Source organism: Streptomyces sp. NPDC005784, from assembly GCF_042871525.1.
Classification (GTDB): Bacteria; Actinomycetota; Actinomycetes; order Streptomycetales; family Streptomycetaceae; genus Streptomyces.
The window spans coordinates 45,240-69,467 of record NZ_JBIAIQ010000014.1 but is presented as its reverse complement, the minus strand read 5'-3'; the positions used below and the strand labels follow the sequence as shown (position 1 = coordinate 69,467).

At 72.6% G+C, this 24,228-nt stretch carries 15 protein-coding genes and 1 pseudogene; 9 read left to right on the top strand and 7 right to left on the bottom strand.

Features of this window, described 5'->3' with window-relative positions:
- Positions 1-75: 75 nt before the first annotated feature.
- From ACFYR3_RS22660 to ACFYR3_RS22635, 6 genes and pseudogenes are all read right to left on the bottom strand, one after another.
- Complete coding sequence (locus tag ACFYR3_RS22660) at positions 76-735, bottom strand: nucleotidyl transferase AbiEii/AbiGii toxin family protein (RefSeq protein ID WP_355846892.1); 660 nt, start codon at positions 733-735, stop codon at positions 76-78.
- Positions 732-1,094 (bottom strand): hypothetical protein, encoded by a 363-nt coding sequence (locus tag ACFYR3_RS22655; protein WP_355846889.1) that lies wholly within the window; start codon positions 1,092-1,094, stop codon positions 732-734. Before ACFYR3_RS22655 ends, ACFYR3_RS22660 begins: the two co-directional genes overlap by 4 nt.
- A gap of 1,009 nt (positions 1,095-2,103) precedes the next feature.
- Positions 2,104-2,376, bottom strand: a complete 273-nt coding sequence (locus ACFYR3_RS22650) for a DUF1998 domain-containing protein (protein ID WP_355847108.1) — start codon at positions 2,374-2,376, stop codon at positions 2,104-2,106.
- 636 nt (positions 2,377-3,012) lie between these two features.
- Positions 3,013-3,990 carry a transposase family protein gene (locus ACFYR3_RS22645; protein ID WP_389284532.1) on the bottom strand — a complete coding sequence of 326 codons (978 nt, stop codon included), beginning with the start codon at positions 3,988-3,990 and terminating at the stop codon, positions 3,013-3,015.
- 122 nt (positions 3,991-4,112) lie between these two features.
- Positions 4,113-4,412 (bottom strand): hypothetical protein, encoded by a 300-nt coding sequence (locus ACFYR3_RS22640; RefSeq protein ID WP_355859016.1) that lies wholly within the window; start codon positions 4,410-4,412, stop codon positions 4,113-4,115.
- A gap of 334 nt (positions 4,413-4,746) precedes the next feature.
- Positions 4,747-4,911 (bottom strand): annotated as a pseudogene (locus ACFYR3_RS22635) (IS5/IS1182 family transposase); the annotation flags it as partial.
- Positions 4,912-5,549: 638 nt separating this feature from the next.
- Here ACFYR3_RS22635 and ACFYR3_RS22630 point away from each other — a divergent pair.
- From ACFYR3_RS22630 to ACFYR3_RS22600, 7 genes are all read left to right on the top strand, one after another.
- On the top strand, positions 5,550-12,830 hold the full coding sequence (locus tag ACFYR3_RS22630) for an SDR family NAD(P)-dependent oxidoreductase (protein ID WP_389284529.1): 7,281 nt from the start codon (positions 5,550-5,552) through the stop codon (positions 12,828-12,830).
- Positions 12,831-12,994: 164 nt separating this feature from the next.
- Positions 12,995-17,707: a beta-ketoacyl synthase N-terminal-like domain-containing protein gene (locus tag ACFYR3_RS22625; RefSeq protein ID WP_389284651.1), complete on the top strand. Its 4,713-nt coding sequence runs from the start codon at positions 12,995-12,997 to the stop codon at positions 17,705-17,707.
- The gene (locus tag ACFYR3_RS22620) at positions 17,704-18,039 is read left to right on the top strand and encodes an acyl carrier protein (protein WP_355846880.1); all 336 of its coding nucleotides are present in this window, start codon (positions 17,704-17,706) and stop codon (positions 18,037-18,039) included. Before ACFYR3_RS22625 ends, ACFYR3_RS22620 begins: the two co-directional genes overlap by 4 nt.
- A 3-nt stretch (positions 18,040-18,042) precedes the next feature.
- Complete coding sequence (locus ACFYR3_RS22615; RefSeq protein ID WP_389284526.1) at positions 18,043-18,864, top strand: alpha/beta fold hydrolase; 822 nt, start codon at positions 18,043-18,045, stop codon at positions 18,862-18,864.
- Positions 18,861-20,135 (top strand): glycosyltransferase, encoded by a 1,275-nt coding sequence (locus ACFYR3_RS22610; protein ID WP_355846874.1) that lies wholly within the window; start codon positions 18,861-18,863, stop codon positions 20,133-20,135. Before ACFYR3_RS22615 ends, ACFYR3_RS22610 begins: the two co-directional genes overlap by 4 nt.
- A gap of 218 nt (positions 20,136-20,353) precedes the next feature.
- Positions 20,354-21,391, top strand: a complete 1,038-nt coding sequence (locus ACFYR3_RS22605; protein ID WP_355847105.1) for a class I SAM-dependent methyltransferase — start codon at positions 20,354-20,356, stop codon at positions 21,389-21,391.
- Between the two features lie 24 nt (positions 21,392-21,415).
- A complete protein-coding gene (locus ACFYR3_RS22600; protein WP_355846871.1) occupies positions 21,416-21,607 on the top strand; it encodes a hypothetical protein in 192 nt (63 codons plus the stop codon).
- A gap of 46 nt (positions 21,608-21,653) precedes the next feature.
- Here ACFYR3_RS22600 and ACFYR3_RS22595 read toward each other — a convergent pair whose 3' ends face one another.
- The gene (locus tag ACFYR3_RS22595; protein WP_389284523.1) at positions 21,654-22,679 is read right to left on the bottom strand and encodes an alcohol dehydrogenase; all 1,026 of its coding nucleotides are present in this window, start codon (positions 22,677-22,679) and stop codon (positions 21,654-21,656) included.
- A gap of 229 nt (positions 22,680-22,908) precedes the next feature.
- Between ACFYR3_RS22595 and ACFYR3_RS22590 the strand changes: the two genes are divergently transcribed.
- Entirely contained in the window at positions 22,909-23,457 is a 549-nt protein-coding gene (locus ACFYR3_RS22590) for a hypothetical protein (protein ID WP_355846865.1), read from the top strand.
- 121 nt (positions 23,458-23,578) lie between these two features.
- Entirely contained in the window at positions 23,579-24,196 is a 618-nt protein-coding gene (locus ACFYR3_RS22585; protein WP_389284521.1) for a VOC family protein, read from the top strand.
- The last annotated feature ends 32 nt before the right edge of the window (positions 24,197-24,228 follow it).

Below are 24,228 nucleotides of genomic sequence, written 5' to 3'. Positions count from 1 at the left end.
GGGTTGGAACCTGCCGGCTGCACCGCGTCCTCTCGTTGCCACGGCGGTAGAGGGGATGGACGCGAGGACCGCCTCTCAGGCGTTCTCGTCATGGATCCGCGCACCCAGATCCTCCGCCCACTCCAGCGCCCACGCCTTGAGTTCTTCGATCTGCCGGGAGGTGAGCCCGTACGCGGTGTAATCCTCGTCCTCGTACCAGTCCGCGCCGATCAGCCGGTCCCGGAGGTCTTCGAGGCTGAACTCGTCGTGGGCGCGACGGCGGCCCAGGGATTCAAGGTCGGCGGTGGAACGGTGGCGGGAGGCAGCCTGGACGTCGATGAGGTCGCGGACGGTGCCGCGGTCGGCGAGGGCACGGACCTTGGTGCCGATCACGTCGTCGAGGGAAAGAACGGGACCGTAGGGGGTCTGGGCAGGCGGAGCCCAGAACGCCTCCTTGAGGATGTCGACCTCGCACTCCTCGCTGGTGTCCGGATCGGTGACGAGGAACCGACCGCTGAGCGGATCGGTCTGGACGTGCGTGGTCCGCCATCCGCGTGCGCTGAGGCCTGCTGTGAGTGAGGCGACGATCTCCTCCATCGGAGCGGGGTTCTCGGTGGCGACGTCGAGGTCACGGCTGAAGCGTTCGACCAGGCCATGGGCCTGCACGGCGTATCCGCCGGTGAGGACCAGAGGGTAGGGGGAGCCGAGGTCGAGGATGTCGGCGAGGAGACGCTCGTGGAGCGGAGTGAGCTTCACGCGGCGGTCGTGCCGGCCGGAGCGGTGCGGAGCAGCTCGGGGAAGGCGTCCTCCCAGACCTCGCGGATGTAGGGACTGATCAAGCGTCGCAGCACGGACCACTGCTCGGTGAGCAACCGATGGTGCAGGAAGGCCACCAGGTCCTCACTCAGTCCTTCGGCGAGGACGGTCCGGTAGAGCGTCATGCGGGACTTCGGACGGTCCAGGCTGTAGCTCGTCCGCCCGGACCAGACGATGTGGAGCGGCAGGTCCACGTTGCCCTCGACGGGGCCGACCAGCTCCTGCAGGCGCTCGGGCAGTCGGCTGCGGTAGCGGTCCCGCAGCACCTCGGCGCGGGGGGCGGTGATCCTCGTGTCCATGCATCCAGTATCGCTGCTGGGAGGCGGCGGCATGGCGGATACAGGGGTCCCTGCCGTACGTACGGGGCGGGCGCCGCCCGCCCTTCCCTCGGACATCTCACCCAGTGGGCGCGCTCAGCACGTCATCACCCACCCGCGCAGGCCCCCGGGTGGCGCGGCAGCCGCTGCCCTGCAGACCGGGACCAGCCCCGCTCGAGGGCGCGGGTGACCATGACGCAGCAGGTCACGCGAAGGGCCGACGCAGTGGAGTCGGCTGCGGCTTCGGTCTCGGTGTCGGAAATGACGACGGTGCCGAAGCCGAGGCCCATGACGCCAGCACAGTGGACGAGAAGGACACCAGGGCGGGCGAGGTCGCAGTAGCGACCGGAGGGGGCAGGCGGCATCCACAAGGCACGCCGCTTCGGCCCCGAACGCAGCCCACTCACTCAGGACCCGCGCCGCGGACGAGCTGTCGAGTAACGCAGTGAACGTCCCAGGCGGAAGCCAGGCACCTGTGTCCAGGCCCCCGCCACGGCAGCCACCAAGTCAGCAAACCGGAACGCTCCCGCGCCCGATGCTGACCATTTGCTGACCTGAGCCACCCCACAAGGCTCCTGACCTGCACAAATGTCCAGATGCTAGATCTTGGACTTGAACATGGTGCGCAGCATTGGGCAACTCCGGAGTGTCGGCTCCCTGCCTGCTCGTACAGGTCAAGGGCGGTCTTCACTCTACAACTGCTGGTTTCAGACTGATTTCCCGCTGCTGTCATTCATGATCCAGCGCCGAGCAGAGGGGGAAGTGTCCCAGAACATCGGCTCTGCCCGCGAGGGCAACAGACGGAACCAGGCTACGGAACGGCGCTCAGAAGCACACTGAGAGCCCTGTCACGTGAGCATGCCCTGGAGTAGGCGCAGAGGGCCGCGCCAGCTGGCCATTGAACTCCGGCTGCCCAATGACGTGTCATTCGCGTTCTCCCTCGTCCGTGCCGGTGGAGCATGCCTCAAGGCAAACCTCTCTCCCTCCTTCATCAGGCGATCCGGCCTGCCAAGGCATCGAGCAGCGCAACGGCCTCACGGCGACTCAGCAGTTCATGGAAGCGCTCGTTGCGGTAGGTCCGCAGGCAGGCGTAGCAGCTGCTCTCCAGGCCGCACTCGCAACCGTCCACGCGGGCGAGCGCGGCATCGATGACCGGTGCGAAATGCTCTCCAACCCGGATCGCGTTTCCCGCGCCGCCCGGCGTGGTGTCGAAGAACAACAGCGACGGCATCCCGTCGGTTCCCGTGTGGACCGTGCCGTCGATGTCGTCACGGCTGATCTCAAGATGCGTGGCCGCGCCTTCCAGCAGGGCTTAGGCCCCGGAACGGAGACGCTCCGGTGGTGCCGAGAGGGCGGTGAGCGGGTCGAGGTGAACCTGAAGGAAGTCGGTTTGGTAACGGTGTGCGAGGGAGACGACCCGCAGCGGGCCGGTGCACTGCGTGTCCTTCAGCAGGTGTGGGTGACCACCTCGCCGGTTTCCCGCCCGGGCATGTGGTCGCCCCCAGCCGCACCAGTCGCAGATCTCGTAACCGGCACCGCCCGGCCCTTCCGAGACAACGACCATCACGCCACGTGCTCCCGCCGACCGGAGCGTGGTGTGGCCGGAGTCGAAGGCAGTCGCCCCGTCCTGCACATCAGCGGTATCGGTGGACATGTGGACATGTGGACATGTGGACATCGCCGTACCAGGACCGGCGCGGCGGCGTCCGGCCCGGGCGGCGCTGGGGCCCGCGTGCGGCGACGAAGCCATAGACGGGCTCGACACAGCGACGCGGCGAGGATGTGGACACCGAGCCGCAGGCAGTGCAGGTGGGATCCACGGGCTCGGTGGCCTCCGCTTACGAGTCGGGGAGCGATTGACGTCGGGGTGTGCTCACCTGGCGGTTCGGCTGGTGTGTGATCAGCAGGCGGCCCGTCGGGCGAGCACCAGTTCGGTGCTCGTCTTGCGGCGGGTGGCTCGGGCTGCTGCCCGGTCGGATACCAGCCCGGCGATGGCCAGGTGGGTCTCGGCATAGGCGTCCCGGCGGCCGGTGTACCGCTGGAGAGGTCTCCACTGCTTGAGTTCGGCCTGGGCGTGCTCCACGCAAATACGTCGCGAGGACTGCCGCCGCCGATGCTCGCGCCAGGCGAGCTTGTCGCCCTCCGGGGAGTCCTTCTTCGGCTTGCGCGGAGGGGCGCCGACCTGGTCCGGGAACTCGTTCGCCAGCCCCCGGTAGCCCTCGTCGACGTCGGCTGCCACCTCGGGGTGGAGACGGAACTGCTCGCCGATGCCCTCGGTGCGAACGGCGGTCTGGTCGTGCATCCGTCCCGGCCGCACGACCCCGCTGAACAGCGTGCGCCCCTGCTCGTCGCAGAACGTCGTGGTCTTGATCGTGTTCTGCCTGCGCTTGCCGGAGACGAAGGAGCGGCGTCCGGCACGGTTGACCCTGGGGCGGCGGACCTGCACTTCCGTGCCGTCCATCCGCAGGCGCACCTGCTCCGCGTCGACGTAGGCGAACAGGTCGTCCAGAGTGCGAAGCCGCACTCCCGGCCGGTCGGGAACGGCGAAGCCCCGCGCCGCGAGCAGGGGCCGCACCTCGCGCACGGCCCGCGAGACGGTGGAGCGGTCCACGCCGTAGAGCACGGCGAGCGCCGCGTGCGGCACTGCGAGCCGCAGCACCACCAGCGTCACCAGCACCCGGTCCACGAACACCAGTCGATGATCCGGTCCAGCGCCGACGGCGCGACGCCGTGCCCCGCCCCGACGCTCGTGCAGGGCCGAGTCACAGCGAGCTGTCCACTTCGGAGCGAGTTCTTCGATCAACTCGCCGAGACGTGCGCGGGACAAGCCCGTCAGGGCAATATGGGAGCAGGCCGCGCGGGCCTGAGAATGCGTCACAACATCCCCAACCCGCGCGGCCCTTGTCACGTCACGGCCAAGTCGGCGATTCCGCATCCAAGTCGTTGGAGCGCTGAGCCGCGCACGCGCCTCTCGGCACCACGGCGTGAGCGGTCGGGGCATCAGAGCGGGACGCTGCGGCCGATGATGCCGTGGTGGTCGTCTTCCACGTACCCAATCATCTCGGCGTAAATGTCAGTCCCCACGAACGCCCGCCTACCTTGCTCGGCGTGGACGGTGCTCTCCCACTCAAGACGGTCGGCCCAATTCTCCTCCGCCTCGTAGAGCTCGTAGCCCACGAAGCCGGGTTGCAGCCGGAGCCAGTCCACCATCCGGCGCGTGACGTCGAGGAACGCCTCGCGGCTCGCTTCAGGGCGCAGCCGCAAAATGACGATATGGACGCTCGGTCGGCTGTCAGGCACCCGGTCTCCCCTACGCGCACGTGTGGACTGCACCGAGTCTAAGTTCGCCGCCACGCCACGCGAGCGGCTGGCTCAGAGACCAGGACCGGGCTTCGCGCCCCGGCACGCAATGGCCGAGGACGCCCTGACGTCAATCGCTCCCCAACTCGTTAGCGCCCGCAGGTGCTGCACACGGTGTAGTGACGGCTCACCAGCTCACGGTCGGGGAGGCGGTAGACGCCGGCAGACGCCCACAGTCGGCCGCATGCGACGACTTCGGCACCGCGATGTCCGAGGGGGCGACACCGGCGTCCATCCAGCCACGCACCTGGCGGTATCTCTTGGGTGGAACGGTGGCGTCGATGACGACCTGCAAGTTTGCGGAGAACCGGGAGTTGTGGCTCAAGGCACCGACCTTGCGGTCGCTGGCAGGGACCAGCCTGCCGTCCACGATCCACAGCCGGTCCCCGGCATCGACGGGACGTGCGGCCGGCCCGAACGCGAGGAACCGCCCAAACCGCCCAGCTCACAGCCCTCTGCAACGCCCTTCAGGGCGAGGGGCCGCTTGTCGAGTTCCCCGGAGTCGACCAGGCGGGCGGCACAGCGTGTGAGCGGCGAGGCCCGCGGAAACACCCGGAAGGCGGTGCGCGCTGCAAGCCGAGACCCCGCCGTACGCCCGACCTCCACGCGTACGGCGTCCGTAAGAGGCCGCGCGAAACCCGTACGGTGCCCGCGGAACCCCGCACGCACCCTTCCCGGTCACTTCAAGATCGACACATGGAATTTTCCTGTGTCCGCCGCCCGAAGGGAAAGTGCGCCTCGATTCGGACATGCCGCACCGGAGAAAGTTTCTCATTCACCTATTGACGTTTCGATGATGTGTGAGGGGAGTGAACGGGACGCCACCATCAAGGAATTGATCCGAATCCCGGCACGTCTTCCGGCGTCCACGGTTGACCGAATCAATACGCCCGCACACCGTCCCACTGGTTCAACATTGACCAGCCAGTAACAACAGGGCTACCTTTCAACGCGTTTCGAGCAGGCCCAATAGATCAATGTTCCCGGGTTTCCGCAGGTCCCGCTGGAATCCGACGCGCCGCCATCGTTGTCGTACCGCATCCCCCACCATGCAGTCTCAGCTTGATTCGGAGAATCATGACGTCTGCTGTGCGTTCCGAGGACATGATCATCGGCATCACCCCGTTCGGCGAACCCGACGCCCGGCTCGCCGCGGCGGTGTGCCGGGCCGGCGGGCTCGGCGTTCTCGACCTGGGTGACGGGGGCCGAAGATCCCGTGACGCGCTGGAACGCCTGCACCGCCTGATACCGGGCCCGTTCGGGGTGCGGATCGGCGCCCGCTGCCGGCTGGACCCCGCCGACCTCACGCCGGGGACCGGTGACGCCGGTCGGCCGGACACGGTGGTCCTCGCGGTCGACGCGCCGTGGCAGGCCGGCGACGTGACCGCCGACCACCGTGTGCTGGTCGAGGTCACGGACCTCGACGGGGCGCGGGCCGCGATGCTCGCCGGGGCGTACGGGCTGATCGCCCGCGGCAGTGAATGCGGTGGCCGGATCGGGGAGTTGAGCACCTTCGTCCTGCTCCAGCGGCTGCTCGCCGCACCCGACATGCCGCTCCCGGTCTGGGCCTGTGGCGGAATCGGCTCCCGGACGGCGGCCGCCGCGATGGCCGGCGGGGCGGCCGGGGTGGTGCTGGACAGCCAGCTCGCGCTGCTGGCCGAGTCCTCCCTGCCGGAGGCGGCCGCGGCGCAACTGCGTCCCCTGGACGGTTCGGAGACGACGGTGCTGGCGGGTCACCGGGTGCTGCTCCGGCGGGGCCCGGACGCGCCGCGCATCGCCGGGACCGACCCGGAGACGGTGGCGGCGGCACTGGGCGCACAGGATCCGCGTACCCAGTTGCTGCCGGTGGGTCAGGACGGTTTCCTGGCCGCCCGGTTCGCGCGGCGCTGGGGGGACGTGCGCCGGACGGTGCGCGCTCTGACGGACGCGGTGCGCGACGTCGCATGCGACGACACGGCCGCCGGAGCACTGGGCACGGGCTCCCCGATGAGCCGGGCGCTCGGCACCCGGCTGCCCGTCGCGCAGGGACCGATGACCCGGGTCAGCGACCGCGCCGAGTTCGCGGCGGCGGTCGCCGAGGACGGCGCGCTGCCGTTTCTCGCGCTGGCGCTGGCGGACGGCGCGCGCACCCGGGCGATGCTGACCGAGACCCGGGCCGCCATGGCCGGGCGGCCCTGGGGCGTCGGCGTGCTCGGCTTCGCGCCGGAGGAGGTGCGTGCCGCCCAGTTGGAGGCGGTACGGGAGCTGCGGCCGACGCACGCCGTCATCGCGGGCGGGCGGCCTTCCCAGGCGCAGGCGCTGGAGCGGGACGGGATCCGCACCTTCCTGCACGTGCCCTCGCCGGGGCTGCTGCGGCAGTTCCTGGAGGCCGGGGCCCGCCGGTTCGTGTTCGAGGGTTCCGAGTGCGGCGGGCACGTCGGTCCGCGCGGCAGTTTCCCGCTCTGGGAGGCGCAACTCGCGGTCCTGGAGGACTTCCTGGACGACGCGGCCGACGAGAGCGGCAGGAACGGCAGGAATGACGCGGGCGGCAAGGGCGGCGGCGAGGATGCGGGCGCCGGGAAAGGCGGGAACACGGCGGAGGCGCTGGAGGTGTTCTTCGCCGGCGGTGTCCACGACGAGCGCTCGGCGGCGATGGTCGCCGCGCTCGCGGCCGCGCTGACCTCGCGCGGGGCCGCCGTAGGGGTCCTCATGGGCACCGCGTACCTGTTCACCGAGGAGGCGGTCGCGCGCGGCGCGATCCAGCCGCTCTTCCAGCGCCAGGTGCGGGCCGCCGAGCGGACCACACTCCTGGAGACCGCCCCCGGTCACGCCACCCGCTGCCTGCCGAGCTCGTTCACCGAGGGGTACCGCGAGCACGAGAGTCGGCTGCGGTCCGCGGGCGTGGCCGACCGGCGGATCTGGGAGGAACTGGAGCAGCTCAACATCGGACGGCTGCGCCTCGCGAGCAAGGGCGTGGAACGGGACGGCGGCGGGGCGCTCAGGCCGGTCGGCGAGGCACGCCAGCTCACCGACGGCATGTTCATGGCCGGGGAGGTGGCCGTGCTGCGCTCGGCCACCACCACCGTCGCGGCACTGCACGAGTCGGTGACCTCCGGCGCCGCCGGCTTCCTCACGCGGCGGGCGGCGGGGCTGCGCGACCGGCTGGGCGAGCGGCCGGGCGGGTCCGGGACCCGCGAGCCGGTGGTGCCCCCTCCGTTGGACATCGCGGTCGTCGGGATGGCCTGCATGTTCCCGCAGGCGCCCGACCTCCCCACCTTCTGGGCGAACGTCGTGGGTGGCCGGGACGCGGTCGGTGAGGTCCCGCCCGAGCGCTGGGACCCGGCCGTGCACTACGGGCGGGGCGACGACGGGGCCATCCCCTCCAACGGCGCCTCCCCCTCCAACGGTGCCGTTCCCTCCAAGTGGGGCGGCTTCCTGCCCCGTATCCCCTTCGACCCGCTGCGCTACGGCATCCCGCCGACGTCGCTCGGCAGCATCGAGCCGGTCCAGTTATTGTCCCTGGAGGCCGCCCGGCGCGCCCTGGAGGACGCCGGATACGGCGACGGGGGAAGGGAGTTCGACCGTTCCCGCACCTCGGTGGTGTTCGGCGCGGAGGCGGGCAGCGACCTGTCCAACGCGGCCACGCTGCGCGCCGTGCTCCCGTCGTACCACGGGCGCGTCCCCGAGGGCCTCGACGGCCAGTTGCCCCGGCTGACCGAGGACTCCTTCCCCGGCATGCTCGCCAACGTGATCTCCGGCCGGATCGCCAACCGGCTGGACCTCGGCGGCGCCAACTTCACCGTCGACGCCGCCTGCGCCTCCTCTTTGGCCGCGGTGGACGTGGCCTGCAAGGAACTCACCGGCGGCACCAGCGATGTGGTGCTGTGCGGCGGCGCCGACCTGCACAACGGCATCAACGACTACGTCCTGTTCTCCTCGGTGCACGCGCTCTCCCCCACCGGGCGCTCCCGCTCCTTCGACGCCTCGGCGGACGGCATCGCGCTCGGCGAGGGCGTCGCCTGCGTCGTCCTGAAGCGGCTCGCGGACGCCGAACGGGACGGCGACCGGATCTACGGGGTGATCAAGGGCCTCGGCAGTTCCAGCGACGGCCGCTCCCTGGGCCTGACCGCGCCCCGCCCCGAAGGGCAGCGTTCGGCGCTGGAGCGGGCCTACCGCAACGCGGGTGTCTCACCGGCGGACGTCGGTCTCGTCGAGGCGCACGGCACCGGCACCGTGGTCGGCGACCGCACCGAACTGACCGTCCTGGGCGAGGTGTTCGGCAAGGCCGGGGCCAAACCGGGGAGCTGTGTGCTCGGTTCAGTGAAGTCGCAGATCGGGCACACCAAGTGTGCCGCCGGGCTGGCCGGGTTGATCAAGGCGACCTTGGCGCTGTACACCGGCGTCCGGCCGCCCACCTTGCATCTGGAGCACCCCAACGCCGCCTGGGACGAAGAGAGCAGCCCGTTCGTCTTCCACGCCCGGGCCCGGCCCTGGGCGGCTCCGGCCCCGCAACGGCTCGCCGGCGTCAGCGCGTTCGGCTTCGGCGGCACCAACTTCCATGTGGTGCTCGGCGCGTACGCGGACGGCGGGGCACCGGCGCAGGCGCTGGACGAATGGCCCGCCGAACTGTTCGTGTTCCGGGGCCGGGACACGGCGGCGGCACACCGGGCCGTCGAGGAGTTACTCGGGGCCGCCGAGGCCGACGGCCGGCCGTGGCGGCTGCGCGACCTGGCCCTGAGCGCGGCCCGCCGGGCCGATGTCTGTCCGGATCCGGCGCGGGTGGCGGTCGTGGCCGCCGACGTGGACGAACTGACCGGGCGGCTGCGCCAGGCGCTGGCCGGGGAGCACGATCCCGCGCACGGCGTCCATCTCGCCCAAGGCCCGGCCGAGGGCAAGGTCGCCTTTCTCTTTCCCGGTCAGGGCAGCCAGCGCCCCGGAATGCTCGCCGACCTGTTCGTCGCCTTCCCCGAGCTGCGCCACTACCTCGAACTCGGCGCCGACCACGTCGGCCGGCTGTACCCGCCCGCCGCCTTCGACGACGGCGCACGCGACCGGCAGCGGGCGGCGCTCACCGACACCCGGGCCGCACAGCCCGCGCTCGGCATCACCGGACTCGCCGCCCACGCCCTGCTCACCACGGCCGGGGTGCGGCCCGACATGGCCGCCGGGCACAGTTACGGCGAACTGGTCGCCCTGAGCGCGGCGGGCGCCCTGAGCCCCGAGACGCTGCTCGCGCTCAGCTCCGAACGGGCGGCAGCCATCCTCGCGGCCGCCGGGGCGGACCGCGGAGCGGATCCGGGGACCATGGCCGCGGTCACGGCCGGCGCCGCGGAGGTCGCTCGGGCCCTTCGGGCCATGGAGGCCCCGGCCGCCGTGGTCGTCGCCAACCGCAACGCGCCCCGTCAGACGGTGATATCCGGCTCGGCCGACGACGTCACGGACGCCGTGCGTCTGCTGCGCGAGGCCGGGTACGACGCCCGGCGCATCCCCGTGGCCTGCGCCTTCCACAGCCCTCTGGTCGCCGGTGCGGGCGCCCGGTTCGCCGAGGCGCTCGCGGCCCGTCCGGTACGCGCGCCGGAGTTCCCGGTGTGGGCCAACCGCACCGCGACGCCGTACGCCGCCGACCCGGACGCGGTGAGGGCCGAACTCGCCGCGCAGATCGGCGCCCCGGTCGGGTTCGTCGAGCAGATCGAGGCGATGTACGAGGCGGGCGCGCGGATCTTCGTCGAGGCCGGCCCCGGATCCGTGCTGAGCGGGCTGGTCGGACAGATCCTCGGCGACCGGCCGCACCGGACGGTCGCCTGTGAGCCGCGCCCGGACAGCGGCCTGCGCGGCTGGCTGGACGCCCTGGCCCGACTGGCCGTCGCCGGGCTGCCGGTGCGCACCGGCTGGCTGCTACGGGGCCGCGACGCCGTCGACGCAGTGCGCTCGCCGGTGCCGAAGCGGCCCGGCTGGACGGTCGACGGACAGTTGGTACGCACCGCCGCCGGAGACCTCCTTCCCGGTGCGCTCGCACCGGCCCGACGAGTCGTGGAGACCACTGTGCCGACGAACCCCCCGCACCCGGTCCCGTCCGACCGGGACGGCCGCCACGGCATGCACGACAGCAACGGCAGCAACGGCAGCAACGGCAGCAACGGCAGCAACGGCGTGCACTACCAGGACCGCCAGGACGCCCAGGACGCGGTGATCACCGAATTCCTGCGCACCAGCCGCGAGATGGTCGCCGCCCAGCGTGACGTGCTGATGACCTACCTCGGAGCGGTGGCCGGGGAACGGGCGGCCGCGCCACCCGCGCCCGTCGCCCCGCCGTCACCGCGGGACGCGACGGCCGCCGCGCCGCAGGCGGAGCCGCCGATGTCACCACCGCTCCGGGCCACAGGGCTGTCGGCGGACCAGGCACCCGCCACCGGGTCGGCATCGGTTCAGGACGTCGACGTCCAGCAGGTGGTCCTGGAGATCATCAGCGAGCGGACCGGCTATCCCCTCGACATGATCGAGCCCGATCTCGACCTGGAGGCCGATCTCAGCATCGACTCCATCAAGCGGGCCGAGATAGCCGGCGAACTGGCCCGGCGCCTCGGCGCCGGGGACGGCGCCGACCTCACCGGTCTCGACGACGCCGAGTTGGAGGATCTCGCGAAGGCACGGACGGCCGCCGCGGTGACCGACTGGCTGACCGCGCGGCTCTCCGGCCCCGCCGAGCCGACCACGCTTCCCGCCGAGGACGCCGGGACGATCCCGGCGGCCGACACGGCCGACACGGCCGAGGCCTCCGCGGCTACCGAGTCGGCTGAGACGTTCGAGACGGTCGAGGCATCGGAGGCGTCCGGGACGGTCGAGGCCGTGCAAGCGGCGAACGGCGATGTGGTGAACGCCGCGACGATAAGCGGCGAGGCGCCCAAGCGGTACCTGCTGCGGTCGGTGCCCCTCGGGCAGGAGGGCGACGCCGCGGATCCGGCGGCCGTACTGTCCGGGACGCGGTGGGCCGTCCTCGGCGACGCCCCCGAGATCGGCGCCCGGCTCGCCTCGTACGGCGCCGACGTCGTCGCACGCGACCGGGAGCATCTGCTCACCCAGGACGACGGCCGGGTGGACGGGGTCCTTTACCTCGCCACGGGTGGCGCGCCGGTGCTTCCGGACGCGTTCCCCGTCCTGAAGGCCGCCCTCGCCCTGGGACCGCACCGGCTGGTGGCCCTGCGGGCAGTGGGCGAGGACACGCCGAACACGGCGGCTGCGGGGCTGCGGGGCTTCTTCCGCACCGTGGCGCGCGAGTACCCGTCGACGGTCGCGCGGACGGTGGAGGTGGTGACCACGTCGGCCGTCACGGACACGCTGACCGTCGCAGACGCGCTGCTGCTCGCGGACGCGCTGGTCGAGGAACTGTGCGCGTCCGACCTCGCCCCGGTCGTCGTGCGCCGGCCGGAGGGCCGGTTCGGCCTGGAGCTCGTCGAGTCACCGCTGGGGATCCTCGGCGGTACCGGCGCGGGGCCGGCCGGTGCCGGTGCGGCCGAAGCCGCCGCGCTCGGCCTGGACCGGGACGCGGTGGTCCTGCTGGCAGGCGGGGCACGCGGCATCACCGCGCAGTGCGCCGCGGCCTTCGCCGCCGCCGGCCGGTGCCGGCTCGAACTGCTCGGCAGGACGCCCGCGCCGGACGGCCCGGAGGACCCGGACACGGCCGCCGCCCGTACCCCGGCCGCACTGCGCGCGGCGCTCGCCGCCCGCGGCGGGATGAGACCGGCGGCGATCAACCAGGCCGCCGAACTCCTTCTCGCCCAGCGGGAGATCACCGCAGCGCTGACGGAGCTCAGGGCGCTCGGAAGCGAAGTCCGCTACCGCTGCGTCGACTTCCGGGAGCCGGAGGCGGTGCTCCAGGCGGTGAAGGACATCCACGCCGAGCACGGCCGCCTCGACGGTGTCGTCTACGCGGCCGGGGTGATCGAGGACCGGATCATCGCCGAGAAGACCCCCGAGTCCTTCCAGCGGGTCTACGGCACGAAGGCGACCGGCGCCGACGCACTGCTCACCGCGCTGGAGGAACTGCCCAACGGACCGGCGTTCAGTGTGCTGTTCGGTAGCATCTCCGGCGTCCTCGGCAACCGGGGCCAGGCGGACTACGCGGCGGCCAACGACGCGCTCCAGACCCTCGGCTCGGCCTGGGCCGCCCGCACCGGGCACCGGGCACTGACCGTGCACTGGGGACCCTGGGCGCCCGCCGCCCGGCACGGCGGCATGGTCGGACCGGAGCTGGCCCGCGCCTACGGCCGCCGGGGCATCGGCCTGATCGACCCCGAGGAGGGCACCGCGGCCCTGCTGCGTGAACTCGCCTGGGGCGACCCGTCGACCACCGCCGTCGTCTACACCGCTTCGGGCTGGTGAGGGGTTCGGTGACGGATCCCTCGGCGGGTTCGATGACGGATCCCGGTGCGGGTCCGGTGACGCACCGGGCGAAGGTTTCCGGGACGGGCCAGGAGCAGGATCGGACGGCGGGTGCGGCGGGAGAGCCGGTGGCGCGGCGGCAGGTTCCGGTCGCCATCGTCGGCATGGCGGTGCTGATGCCGGGGGCCCGGGATCTGGAGGCGTACTGGCTCAACCTACGGGACGGCGTGGACGCGATCGGAGAGGTGCCGCAGGGGCGGTGGGACGCCGGGTACTACCGCCCCGGCACCGCGTCCGCACCGGCCGTCGCCGACCAGGTGTACTGCCGCAGGGGCGGGTTCGTGGACGCACTGGCCGAGGTGGAGGTGACCCGGTTCGGGATCATGCCGAACTCGGTGGCCGGTACCGAGCCCGACCAGCTCATCGCGCTGCACGTCGCCGCCGCGGCCCTCGCGGACGCGGGCGGCCCGGACCGGCTTCCCGACCGGCGGCGCGTCGGTGTCGTTCTCGGCCGGGGCGGCTACCTCACCCCGGGCCTGGTCCGGCTCGACCAGCGGGTACGCACGGCCGGACAACTGGTGCGCACCCTGGGCGAGTTGTTACCGGAGTTGACGGAGAGTCAACTGCACCGTGTGCGAACTGCGTTCACCGACCGGCTCGGCCCCGACAGCCCCGAGTCGGCGATCGGCCTGGTGCCCAACCTGGCCGCCTCCCGGGTGGCCAACCGGCTCGACCTGCGCGGCCCCGCCTACACCGTGGACGCCGCCTGCGCCTCGTCGCTGGTCGCGGTCGACCAGGCGGTGGGCGAACTCTCCTCGGGGCGCTGCGACCTGATGCTCGCCGGAGGCGTCCACCACTGCCACGACATCACCCTGTGGAGCGTCTTCTCCCAACTGCGCGCCCTCTCCCCCAGCGAGCGCATCCGCCCCTTCCACCGGGACGCCGACGGCCTCCTCGTCGGCGAGGGCACCGGGGTCGTCGTACTGAAGCGGCTGGCCGACGCCCGGCGCGACGGCGACCGGATCTACGCGGTGATCCGGGGCACCGGGGTGGCGAGCGACGGCCGGGCCGCCGGCCTGGTCAACCCCGATCCCGGCGGTCAGGCGAGTGCGGTGCGGCAGGCATGGCTCGCCGCCGGACTCGACCCGGCCGCGCCCGGCTCGGTCGGCCTGCTGGAGGCACACGGCACCGCGACCCCGGCCGGCGACGCGGCCGAACTGGCCACGCTCGGCGCGGTGTTCGGCCCGCCCGACGGATCCGGAGCGGACCGCGCGGTGATCGGCTCGGTGAAGTCGATGATCGGGCACACCATGCCCGCCGCCGGGGTGGCCGGACTGGTCAAGGCCGCCCTCGCGGTGCACCACGCGACGCTGCTGCCGACCCTGCACTGCGACGACCCGCATCCGGCACTGGCCGCGACCCGCTTCCGTACGCTGGAGAAGGCCGTCCCCTGGGAAGTCTCGCCCGGTCACCCGGTGCGCCGGGCCGCCGTGAACGCCTTCGGTTTCGGCGGGATCAACGCGCACGTGGTGCTGGAGGAGGCACCGGCGCCCGTCACGACGGCGCCCGCTCCGGCAACCGGGCGCCCGGCCGTGCGGGTCGCCGAGCCCGAGCGGGTCCTGCTGCTCGCCGCGGACGGTCCGGAACCGCTCGCCGCCCTGCTGGACACCGACGACGCCGCGGTACGCGCCGCCGGACTCGACCCCGCGCTTCCCCATCCGGCCGCGGGCCGGGCCCGGCTCGGCATCGTCGACCCGACCGCGAAACGGCTGGCCCTGGCCCGCCGGGCGGTCAGCCGGGGCCGCGCCTGGCACGGCCGGGGCGACGTCTGGTTCCGGCCAGGCCCCCTGCTCGGTCCCGGGCACGGCAAGCTCGTCTTCGTCTTCCCCGGCCTGGAGAGCGAGTTCTCCGCGCGCGTCGACGACGTGGCTGCGCACTTCGGACTGCCCCGGGCGGCGCCCGAGGGCGACCCCGTCGGCGACGTGGGCCGGCACGGCCTCGGCGTGGTGGCCGTCGGACGCCTGCTCGACGCGGCGCTGCGTCGCCTGGGTGTCGTGCCGGACGCGGTCGCCGGGCACAGTGTCGGCGAGTGGACCGCGATGACGGTGGCCGGGCTGTACTCCGGGAACGAGGTCGACGCCTTCATGGCGGGCTTCGATCCGGACACGGTGACGGTGCCGGGTCTCGCGTTCGGTGCCGTCGGCGCGCCCGCGGAGCGTGTACTGGCCGCCCTGGAACAGGAGTTCACGGGCGCCGGCCTGGTGCTCTCCCACGACAACGCGCCGGGCCAGTCGATGGTGTGCGGGCCGGACGGCGCGGTCGAGGACTTCGTCCGGTCGTTCCGGGCCCGCGGTGTGCTCGGCCAGGTGCTGCCGTTCCGGTCCGGCTTCCACACGCCGATGCTGGCGCCCTACCTCGGGCCGATCAGACAGGCGGCGCAGCGGTTCCGGCTGCATCCGGCCACCGTCCCGGTGTGGTCGGGGACGACCGCGGCGCCGTTCCCCGAACGGGAGGCGGAGGTACGTGATCTGTTCGTCCGGCACCTGCTGGAACCCGTGCGCTTCCGGCAGTTGACCGAGGCCCTGTACGCGGCGGGGCACCGGGCCTTCGTCCAGGTGGGCCCCGGGCAGCTCGGGTCGCTCGTGGGCGACACCCTCGGCGACCGCGACCATCTGACCGTGGCCGCCAACTCCCCCCACCGCACCGGCCTCGCCCAGTTGCGCCGGGTCGCGGCCGCGCTGTGGACGGCGGGGGCGGCAGTCGCCCCCGGCCTGCCCACCGGGCCCCGTACGGAGACCACTTCAGGATCCGGATCCGGAGCCGGATCCGCCGACGGCGGCACGCTGTCGGCGCGGCCCCCCGTGCGACTCGACCTGGACGGCGCGCTGATCTCGCTCGACGGCCCGGAACTGGCGGACCTTCGCGCCGAGTTGGGAGCGGCCGTCGCCGCTCCGGGCGCCACCGCCCGGTACGCGCCGGGTGCGCTGCGTGGGCTCACCGACCGGTTCCCCGGCGCCGCCGAACTGGACGCTCTGCTGCGGGACACCGCGGACACGGCGGCAGCGCTCATCACCGCGCGGCCCGCCCGCCGGCCGGCCGCCACGCCCCCTCCCCCCGACCCCGACGCCGCCTCTGTCCCCGTCCCCGTGCCCGTCTCTGTCCCCGTCTCCGTGCCGGCTTCCAGACCCGTCGCCGAGACGCGCACGGTGGTCGGCGACGCGGCGACGGGCACCCTCGTAGGAACCTCCGTCGTCCGCGTCTCTACGGAGACCATGCCGTACCTGCTCGACCACTGTTTCTTCCCCCAGCGGCCCGGCTGGCCGGACGTGGCCGACCGCTGGCCGGTCGTCCCGGCGACCACGATCGTGCACCACCTGATGGACGCGGCCCGGCGGGCGGCGCCGGGCAAGGTGCCGGTCGCCGTGCACGGCGCCCGGTTCGAGGAGTGGCTGACGGCCACCCCCGCCGTCGACGTACAGGTCGCGGCGGAGCCCGTGGCACCGGACCGCCTGGCCCTGTCCTTCGGTCCCCGGGCCCGCGCCACCGTCGAACTCGCCACCGGCTACCCGGCCCCACCGCCCGCCCGTTGGCGGACCGACCCCGCGAGCGAACGCGCACCCATCCACTCCGCGGCGCAACTGTACGGCGAGCGCTGGATGTTCCACGGCCCGGCGTTCCAGGGAGTCACCGAACTCACCGCGCTCGGCGAGCGGCACATCCGCGGGATCATCACCACCCCGGCGGCGCCCGGCGCCCTGCTGGACAACGTCGGCCAGATCCTCGGCTACTGGATCATGGCGACCCGCTCCGAGCGGACGGTCGTGTTCCCGGTCGGGATGCGGGAGATGCGCTTCCACGGCCCGCACCCTGCCCCGGGGACGGAGGTGGCATGTCTGGTGCGGATCACCTCGCTCACCGACACCGTGCTGGAGGCCGACGTACAGCTCTCGGTGGCGGGCGTGGTGTGGGCGGAGTTGCGCGGCTGGCAGGACCGCCGGTTCGACAACGATCCGCACACCCGGCCGGTGGAGCGCTTCCCCGGGCGCAACACCCTGTCCGAGGCCCGTCCGGGCGGCTGGTCACTGGTGCACGAACGGTGGCCGGATCTGGCGTCGCGCGACCTGATCATGCGCAACTCGCTGGGCGGACAGGAGCGTTCGGAGTACGCCGGGCACGCGCCGCGCGGCCGGCGGCAGTGGTTGCTGGGCCGGATCGCGGTCAAGGACGCCGTACGGCGATGGCTGTGGGACCACGGCGAGGGCCCGGTGTTTCCCGCGGAGCTGCGGGTGCGCAACGACAGCATGGGCCGCCCGTACGTCACCGGAATGCACGGCCGGGAACTGCCCCCGCTGGACATCTCTCTCGCCCACCGCGCCGAGGCCGGGGTGGCGATCGTACGGCCGCACACGCCCGCTCCCGGTCCTGGCATCGACATCGAGGAGGTCACGGCCCGCGACCCGCAGGCGATGGCGACGGCGCTCGGCGCGGACGAGCTGCGGCTGCTGCGCGCGCTGTGCGCCACCGCCGGCAGCGGCAGCGGCAGCGGCAGCGGCAGCGGCAGCGGCAGCGGCAGCGGCAGCGGCAGCGGCAGCGGCAGCGAGGCACTGTGGTTCACCCGGTTCTGGGCCGCCAAGGAGGCGGTCGCCAAGGCGGAGGGCACCGGCTTCGGCGGCCGGCCACGCGACTTCGCCGTGCTCGAGGCGGCACCGGCCGGGGACGAGCTGATCGTCTCGGGGCGCCTGGAACGCGCCTACGCGGTGCGGTGCGCGCCCGCCGCGAACCCGCCCGGACTGACCGAACGGGCCTATGTCGTGGCCTGGACCACAGGGCCGACCGGACCGACGGGACACCCCCACGAGGAGGAGCACGCCCCATGAAAGCCACCCCCCACCCCGCGGACGCGACCCCCCGCCCCGCCGACCCGGACCTGGTCCTCGTCGACATCGTCGGACTGCTCGCCCGGCTTCTGGAGGACGAGTACGGCCTCGACGACGTCGAGATCGGCATGGCGACCACGTTCAACCGCGATCTGGAGCTGGAGAGCATCGACCTGGTGACGCTGTCGGGGCTGCTGGAGGAGCGGTACGGCGGACGGGTCAACTTCGCCGAGTTCCTGGCCGGGATGGAGTTCGACGAGATCATCGGGCTCACCGTGGGGCAGCTCGTCGCCTACGTCGTGACCAGCCTGAAAGCGGCGGAGGCGAGCTGACGCATGGCGATGGTCGACACCGGTGGACTCCGGTTGCACGTACAGCGGATCGGCCCCCGGGACGGCCGGGTGGCCACCGCGACCGCGGTACTGGTCCACGGTCTGCTCACCGACAGCCTGGCCAGCTACTACTTCACCGTGGCACCCGCCTTCGCGGCGGCCGGCCTCGACGTCGTCATGTACGACCTGCGGGGCCACGGCCGCAGCGAACGCCCGCCCGACGGCTACACCCTGGACCACAACATCGACGACCTCCGGGCGCTGCTGGACCGGCTGGCGGTGACCGGACCGGTGCACCTGGTCGGCAACTCCTACGGCGGGACGATCGCCTTCGGCTTCGCGGCCCGCCACCCGGAGCGTGTGGCCAGCGTGTCCCTGATCGAGTCCGAACCGGCCACCGCCGCCTGGGCGTCGAAGCTCGGCGGCATCCTCGACCGGGTGGTGGCCCAACTGGCGCACAACGAGCCCGAAGCCCTCGCGTGGATCACGGCGAACCGTGGCCACAACACGGCCCGGCTGGCCCGAGGCGCGGCCCGGCTCGCCCGGGACACCACCCTCGGACAGGACATCCCGGCGAGCGGCGTACTGACGGACGATCAGATCGTCGCGATGCGCCGTCCCGTGCTCGCCGTGTACGGGGGTGACTCCGACCTCGCCGAACTCGCGCCCTGGTTGGGGTCGTTGCTGCCGGACTGCCGGACGGTGGTGATCCCGGGGCACGAGCACTCGGTTCTGGTGGAGGCGGCCGGGACCGTGGGCGGTCACATCCTGGCGCTGATCCAGGGGACTTCGGCGGCCCTGAGCGTGGGGGCCGAGGCCGGGTGAGCGGATTCCTGTTCGTGGTACCGCCGTTGGTCGGGCACATCAACCCGGCCGTCGGGGTCGCCGACCTGCTGCTCGCGCGCGGGCACCGGGTGGCGTGGGCCTGCGCCGACCCCGGTCTTGTGGGACGCCTCGCGGGTGACCGGGCCCCGGTGTTCCCGTGCGCCGGGCCGGTACCGGGGGTGGGCGAGGCGCGGCGGCCTCCCGACCTGCGGGGGCCGGAGGCGCTGAAGTTCCTGTGGGAGTGGTATCTGCTGCCGCTGGCCGAGGCCATGGCGCCGGGGGTGCGGGCGGCGGTCGAGACGTTCCGTCCGGACGTGGTCGTCGCCGACCAGCAGGCGTTCTCGGGTGGACTGGTCGCCGAGCGGGCGGGGCTGCCGTGGGCCACCTCGGCGACCACCTCGGCCGAGTTCGCCGACCCGCTGGCCGGGCTGCCGAGGGTCACGGAGTGGCTGGCGGAGCGCCTGGCGGGCCTGCGCGGGTCCGTCGGGGATCCGGCGGGCGACACCGATCCGCGGTTCTCGCCGCATCTGGTGCTGGCGTTCAGCACGGTGGAGCTGGTCGGTCCGCCGGCCGCCGCGCGGGGCGGCCCGATCCGCTGGGTCGGCCCCTCGATCACGGCCAGACCGCCCGCGGCCGGCTTCCCCTGGGACTGGCTCGACCCCGGCCGGGCCACGGTGCTGGTGACCCTCGGCACCGCGAACGCGGACGCCGGTGGGCGCTTCCTCGCCGTCTGCCGGGAGGCCCTGCGCGCACGGGCCGACCGGGTGCAGGGGGTTGTCGTCGACCCGGGGAACACTCTGGGCGCGGACGCCGCCTCGTCACGGGGCGACATCCCGTCCCCGGACGTCACCGGTGCTCCGTACGGCACCAGGGCTCCGTACGGCGCTCAGCCCTCGCCCGGCCATGACAAGGACCTGCTGGTCCTGCCCTCCGTACCCCAACTCGCCCTCCTCGAAAGGGTCGACGCCGTGGTCTGCCATGCCGGTCACAACACCGTGTGCGAGGCGCTGTGGCACGGGCTTCCGCTCGTGGTGGCGCCCATCCGCGACGACCAGCCGGTGGTGGCCGGGCAGGTGGTGGACGCGGGGGCGGGCGTCCGGGTCAGGTTCGGCCGGGTGACCGCCGCCAAGCTGGGCGCCGCGCTCGACGCCGTGCTGCACGAACCCGGGCACCGCGCGTCCGCCGAGCGGATCGGTACGGCGTTCCGCGCCGCCGGCGGTGCGACGGCGGCGGCTGACAGCCTCGAACAACTCGCCTGGGAGTACCGATGAGTGAGCAGACGGATCGACCGACCGGGGAAGCCGCCGGGCAGTCGGCGGCCAGGCAGGACGCCGCCGAACCGGCCGGACAGGACGCCGAGCAGCCGCCCCGGCACGACACCGGGGAGCCGGACGGACACGACTCCAGGGAACCGGCCGGACAGGCCCCCGAGCAGCCGGCCGGGCAGGACGTCGAGGAACCGGTCAGGGAGCCCGGCCGTGCCGAGCGGGTGGCCGGGCTGCGCCCCGGCTACCTGGCCGATCTGGCCGAGGGCACGGGCCGCTTCTTCGAGCCGCCGCGCACCACGTGCCCCTGGTGCGGCTCCGGTCGGCTGACCACCCGTCTGCGCACCACCGACCTGCTCCAGCACAAGCCGGGCCGGTTCGTCCTCGACCGGTGCGACGCCTGCGGGCACGTCTTCCAGAACCCCCGGCTGAGCGAGGCCGGGCTGGAGTTCTACTACCGCGACTTCTACGACGGGCTCGGCGAGAAGAGACTCGGCGACACCTTCGGCGGCCGAGCCGGGATGTACCGCGACCGCGCCGAGTCGATACTGCCGTACGACTCCGTCCCGAAGACCTGGCTCGACGTCGGCACCGGGCACGGCCACTTCTGCGCGACCGCCCGCGAGGTGCTGCCCGGTACGGCGTTCGACGGTCTCGACTTCACGGACGGCGTCGAACTCGCCGCCCGCGAGGGCCGGGTGGAGCACGGCTACCGCGGCGCCTTCCCCGACCTGGCACCCGAACTCGCCGCCCGCTACGACGTGGTGAGCATGTTCCACTACCTGGAGCACAGCACCGACCCCGACCGTGAACTGAGGGCCGCGTGGCAGGCGGTGCGGCCCGGCGGCCATCTGCTCATCGAGGTCCCGGACCCCGCGAGCCGCTACGCCCGGCTGTTGGGCCGCTGGTGGCTGCCCTGGCTCCAGCCGCAGCACCTGCACTTCGTGCCTGTCGCCAATCTGCGCCACCGACTGGCGGAGCTGGGGTTCACGGTGGTGGCGCAGCAGCATGCCGAGCCGCACGATCCGGTGGACCTGCTCGCGGCCGTCTGGCTGGCGCTGGACCACGCCGCTCCGCGCGAGGACGCGCCCTGGCTGCCGAGGCCGCCGGGCGCGCTGCGGCGGGCCGGGCGTACGGCCCTGCTCGTCGCGGGGATCCCGGCCCTGGTCCTGGCCACGCTGCTGGACCGGTTCGCGGTCCGCCCGCTCGCGCACCGGCTAGGCGTGTCCAACGCCTACCGCCTGGTGGCCCGCCGGGACTGACCCGTGTACGGCTCCGGAGCCCAGATGTCCCGCGCAGTCCCGCGGTACCCGCGCGCGGGACGCTCGGACGAGTTCCTGGCCTGCTTCCACGACCAGGCCGCCCGCAAGCCGCAGAGCTCACCGGCCGTGTCGGTCCGGGGCGGCCTCGACGAGCGCGTCCGGGCGAACCCGCTGGACCGCCCGGTCGACCCAGTGGGCCCTGTCCAACTCCGGTGAGATCGCCCGCTGCTGGGCGTCCGCACCCGTCGACGGCCGGCCGGAGTCAGCCAGGTGTGAGCACCATCCGGAAGCGGGCGGCTCCGGAGAGCATCTTCTGGAAGGCCTCATCGGCGTGGTCCAGCGGTACGGCCTCGGTCATCGGCCGGATGCCATGCAGGACGCTGAAGGCCATGGTGTCTTGCACGTCCTGCGAGGTGCCGGACGGATGACCACGGACGACACGGCCGCTGAGAAGCAACTGGGCGGGGGCGATGGTCATCGGCGAGGGATCCGCTCCGATGATGACCAGCTCACCTCGCGGTGTCAGGCCTTCCACGGTCGCACTGATGGCCTGGGAGTTTCCGGCAGTGGCCAGAACGGTCCTCGCCCCGCCGAGGGCCTGCAGCGCCTCCGCGACCGGGAGGTCCGACGTACTGTCGATGTAGTGGTGGGCGCCCAGTCGCTTGGCGAACTCCGCCTTCTCGGCGCCGCGGGCGATCCCTACGGTTTCGAAACCCATGGCGACCGCGTACTGGACTCCGAAGTGACCCAGGCCGCCCAGGCCGAGGACGGCGACGAGGTCTCCGGGTTCAGCGGGACTGCGTCGCAATCCGTTGAACGTGGTCACACCGGCACATGCCATGGGCCCCGCGTCGGTTGCCGCGAGATCGTCAGGGATTCTGGCGAGCGCGTCGACGGGCGCGATCACCTTGTCCGCGAAGCCTCCGTCGTAGGCCCAGCCCGGGACTTTCAGGTTTTCGCACACGATGAAGTCGCCTTGACGGCAGCGTATGCAGTGGCCGCAGCTACCGCCGAACCAGCCGACCGCCACTCGTTCGCCCACCTGCCACCCCCGCCCGTGAACCCCGTCGCCCAGTTCCTCGATCCGCCCGGCGATCTCGTGTCCGGGCACCTCCGGGAACGAGACACCAGGTAGACGACCCTCGACGAAACTGGCGTCGCTGTGGCAGACACCGCACGCCTCCACTGCGATTCTGACGTGTCCGGGGCCGGGCTGCGGCACCTCTCGCTCGGCGATTTCGAAGGTGCCGCCCGGGGCGGTTACCTGCGCGACTCGGTAACTGTTCATTGGTCCCTCCGGTGGATGTATGCAAGGGCCTGATACCAGGGCAACAGGTCTGGGGCGATCACGCGCGTCGAGCCCAGCCCTGGACGAGGCCGCCCGCGGACGTTCTCCTCGTGCGCGTGCGTCGTGGCCGCCGGATACTCGATGCGGGCTCAATGCCTCCCAACCGCGGTCCAGGCGGTGAAGAACATCGACCTCCCTTCCTGGCCCCGAGCGATGAGGAGACTGCGTCATGCGCTCCCGAAGGATTCCGCTGACTCCCCTCGAAGCGGTGACGGCCGGCCTGCTGGCCGGGGCGGTGGGAACGGTGTGCCTGGATGCCGTCCATTACCTGAAGTACCGTCGCGCAGGCGGGACGGACAGCCCGCTCGCCTGGGAATTCGCACCGGTCGAGAGCTGGGAGAAGGCCCCCGATCCCGGGCAGGTGGCAAAGCGGGTGATCGAGGGCTTCACTCAGCGCCGGCTTCCTGATGGTTCCGCCTGGCTCACGAGCACCATCGCTCACTGGGCCTACGGATCGGCGGCCGGCGCGGCCTACGGCATCCTGGCCGGATCACTGCCCAGACCCTCCCCCGTACATGGCGTGCCCTTCGGTGCCGCGGTGTTCGCCGGTGACTACGTAGCCTTGCCGATCGCAGGGCTCTACAAGCCGATCTGGCAGTACGACGCCACGACCCTGGCCTGGGATCTCGGCGCGCACGTCGCCTACGGCACCGGCACCGCGATCGCGTTCTGGCTGCTCAGCCGACTCGGCACGGGCGCCGTCGGTCAGAGACCGTAAGCCGGCTACCGCGCCCGGCGTGGACCGGGCCACCGTCAACCGGATTCCCGGGCGCGGCCCGCGTCCCGCCGTGCAAGTCTCGTCATGTCGGCATCTTGTACGAGCAGAGGAAGTGTCAGTCATGGACATGAAACTCGAAATCGTGGTGGTGCCGGTGTCCGACGTCGACCGGGCCAAGAGCTTCTACACGCGATTGGGCTGGAGGTTGGACGCGGACATCGCCCCGGACGAGAACTTCCGGGTGGTGCAGGTGACGCCGCCGGGCTCGCCGGCGTCGGTCATCATCGGCACCTCGGTCACGTCCCAGACGCCGGGTTCGGCTCAGGGCCTGCAACTGATCGTGGACGACATCAACGCCGCATACGATGAGCTGAAACGGCTCGGCGCCGAGCCGAGCGAGGTGTTCCACGACGCCGGCGGCGTCTTCCACCACGCCGGAACGGACGCCCGGCTCCCGGGGCCGGATCCCCAGCGCACGAGCTACGGCTCGTTCCTGTCCTTCAGCGACCCGGACGGCAACGGCTGGCTCCTCCAGGAGATCACCACCCGGCTCCCGGGACGCCTCGACCCCGCGACCACGACGTTCACCTCCGCGGAGGACCTGGCGAGCGCGCTGCGCCGCGCCGCGGCCGCGCACGGGGTGCATGAGGCACGCATCGGTGCGGAAGACCCGAACTGGCCGGACTGGTACGCCCAGTACATGGTGCGTGAGCAGGCCGGGACCGAACTGCCGTCGTGACCGCGTCTCCGTCGAAGTAGCACTCTCCTGAC

Coding starts and splice junctions, on each gene's coding strand:
- ACFYR3_RS22655 (WP_355846889.1), bottom strand. CDS start 1,094: ATGGACACGAGGATCACCGCCCCCCGCGCCGAGGTGCTGCGGGACCGC.
- ACFYR3_RS22630 (WP_389284529.1), top strand. CDS start 5,550: ATGACGTCTGCTGTGCGTTCCGAGGACATGATCATCGGCATCACCCCG.
- ACFYR3_RS22625 (WP_389284651.1), top strand. CDS start 12,995: ATGGCGGTGCTGATGCCGGGGGCCCGGGATCTGGAGGCGTACTGGCTC.
- ACFYR3_RS22620 (WP_355846880.1), top strand. CDS start 17,704: ATGAAAGCCACCCCCCACCCCGCGGACGCGACCCCCCGCCCCGCCGAC.
- ACFYR3_RS22615 (WP_389284526.1), top strand. CDS start 18,043: ATGGCGATGGTCGACACCGGTGGACTCCGGTTGCACGTACAGCGGATC.
- ACFYR3_RS22600 (WP_355846871.1), top strand. CDS start 21,416: ATGTCCCGCGCAGTCCCGCGGTACCCGCGCGCGGGACGCTCGGACGAG.
- ACFYR3_RS22595 (WP_389284523.1), bottom strand. CDS start 22,679: ATGAACAGTTACCGAGTCGCGCAGGTAACCGCCCCGGGCGGCACCTTC.
- ACFYR3_RS22590 (WP_355846865.1), top strand. CDS start 22,909: ATGCGCTCCCGAAGGATTCCGCTGACTCCCCTCGAAGCGGTGACGGCC.
- ACFYR3_RS22585 (WP_389284521.1), top strand. CDS start 23,579: ATGGACATGAAACTCGAAATCGTGGTGGTGCCGGTGTCCGACGTCGAC.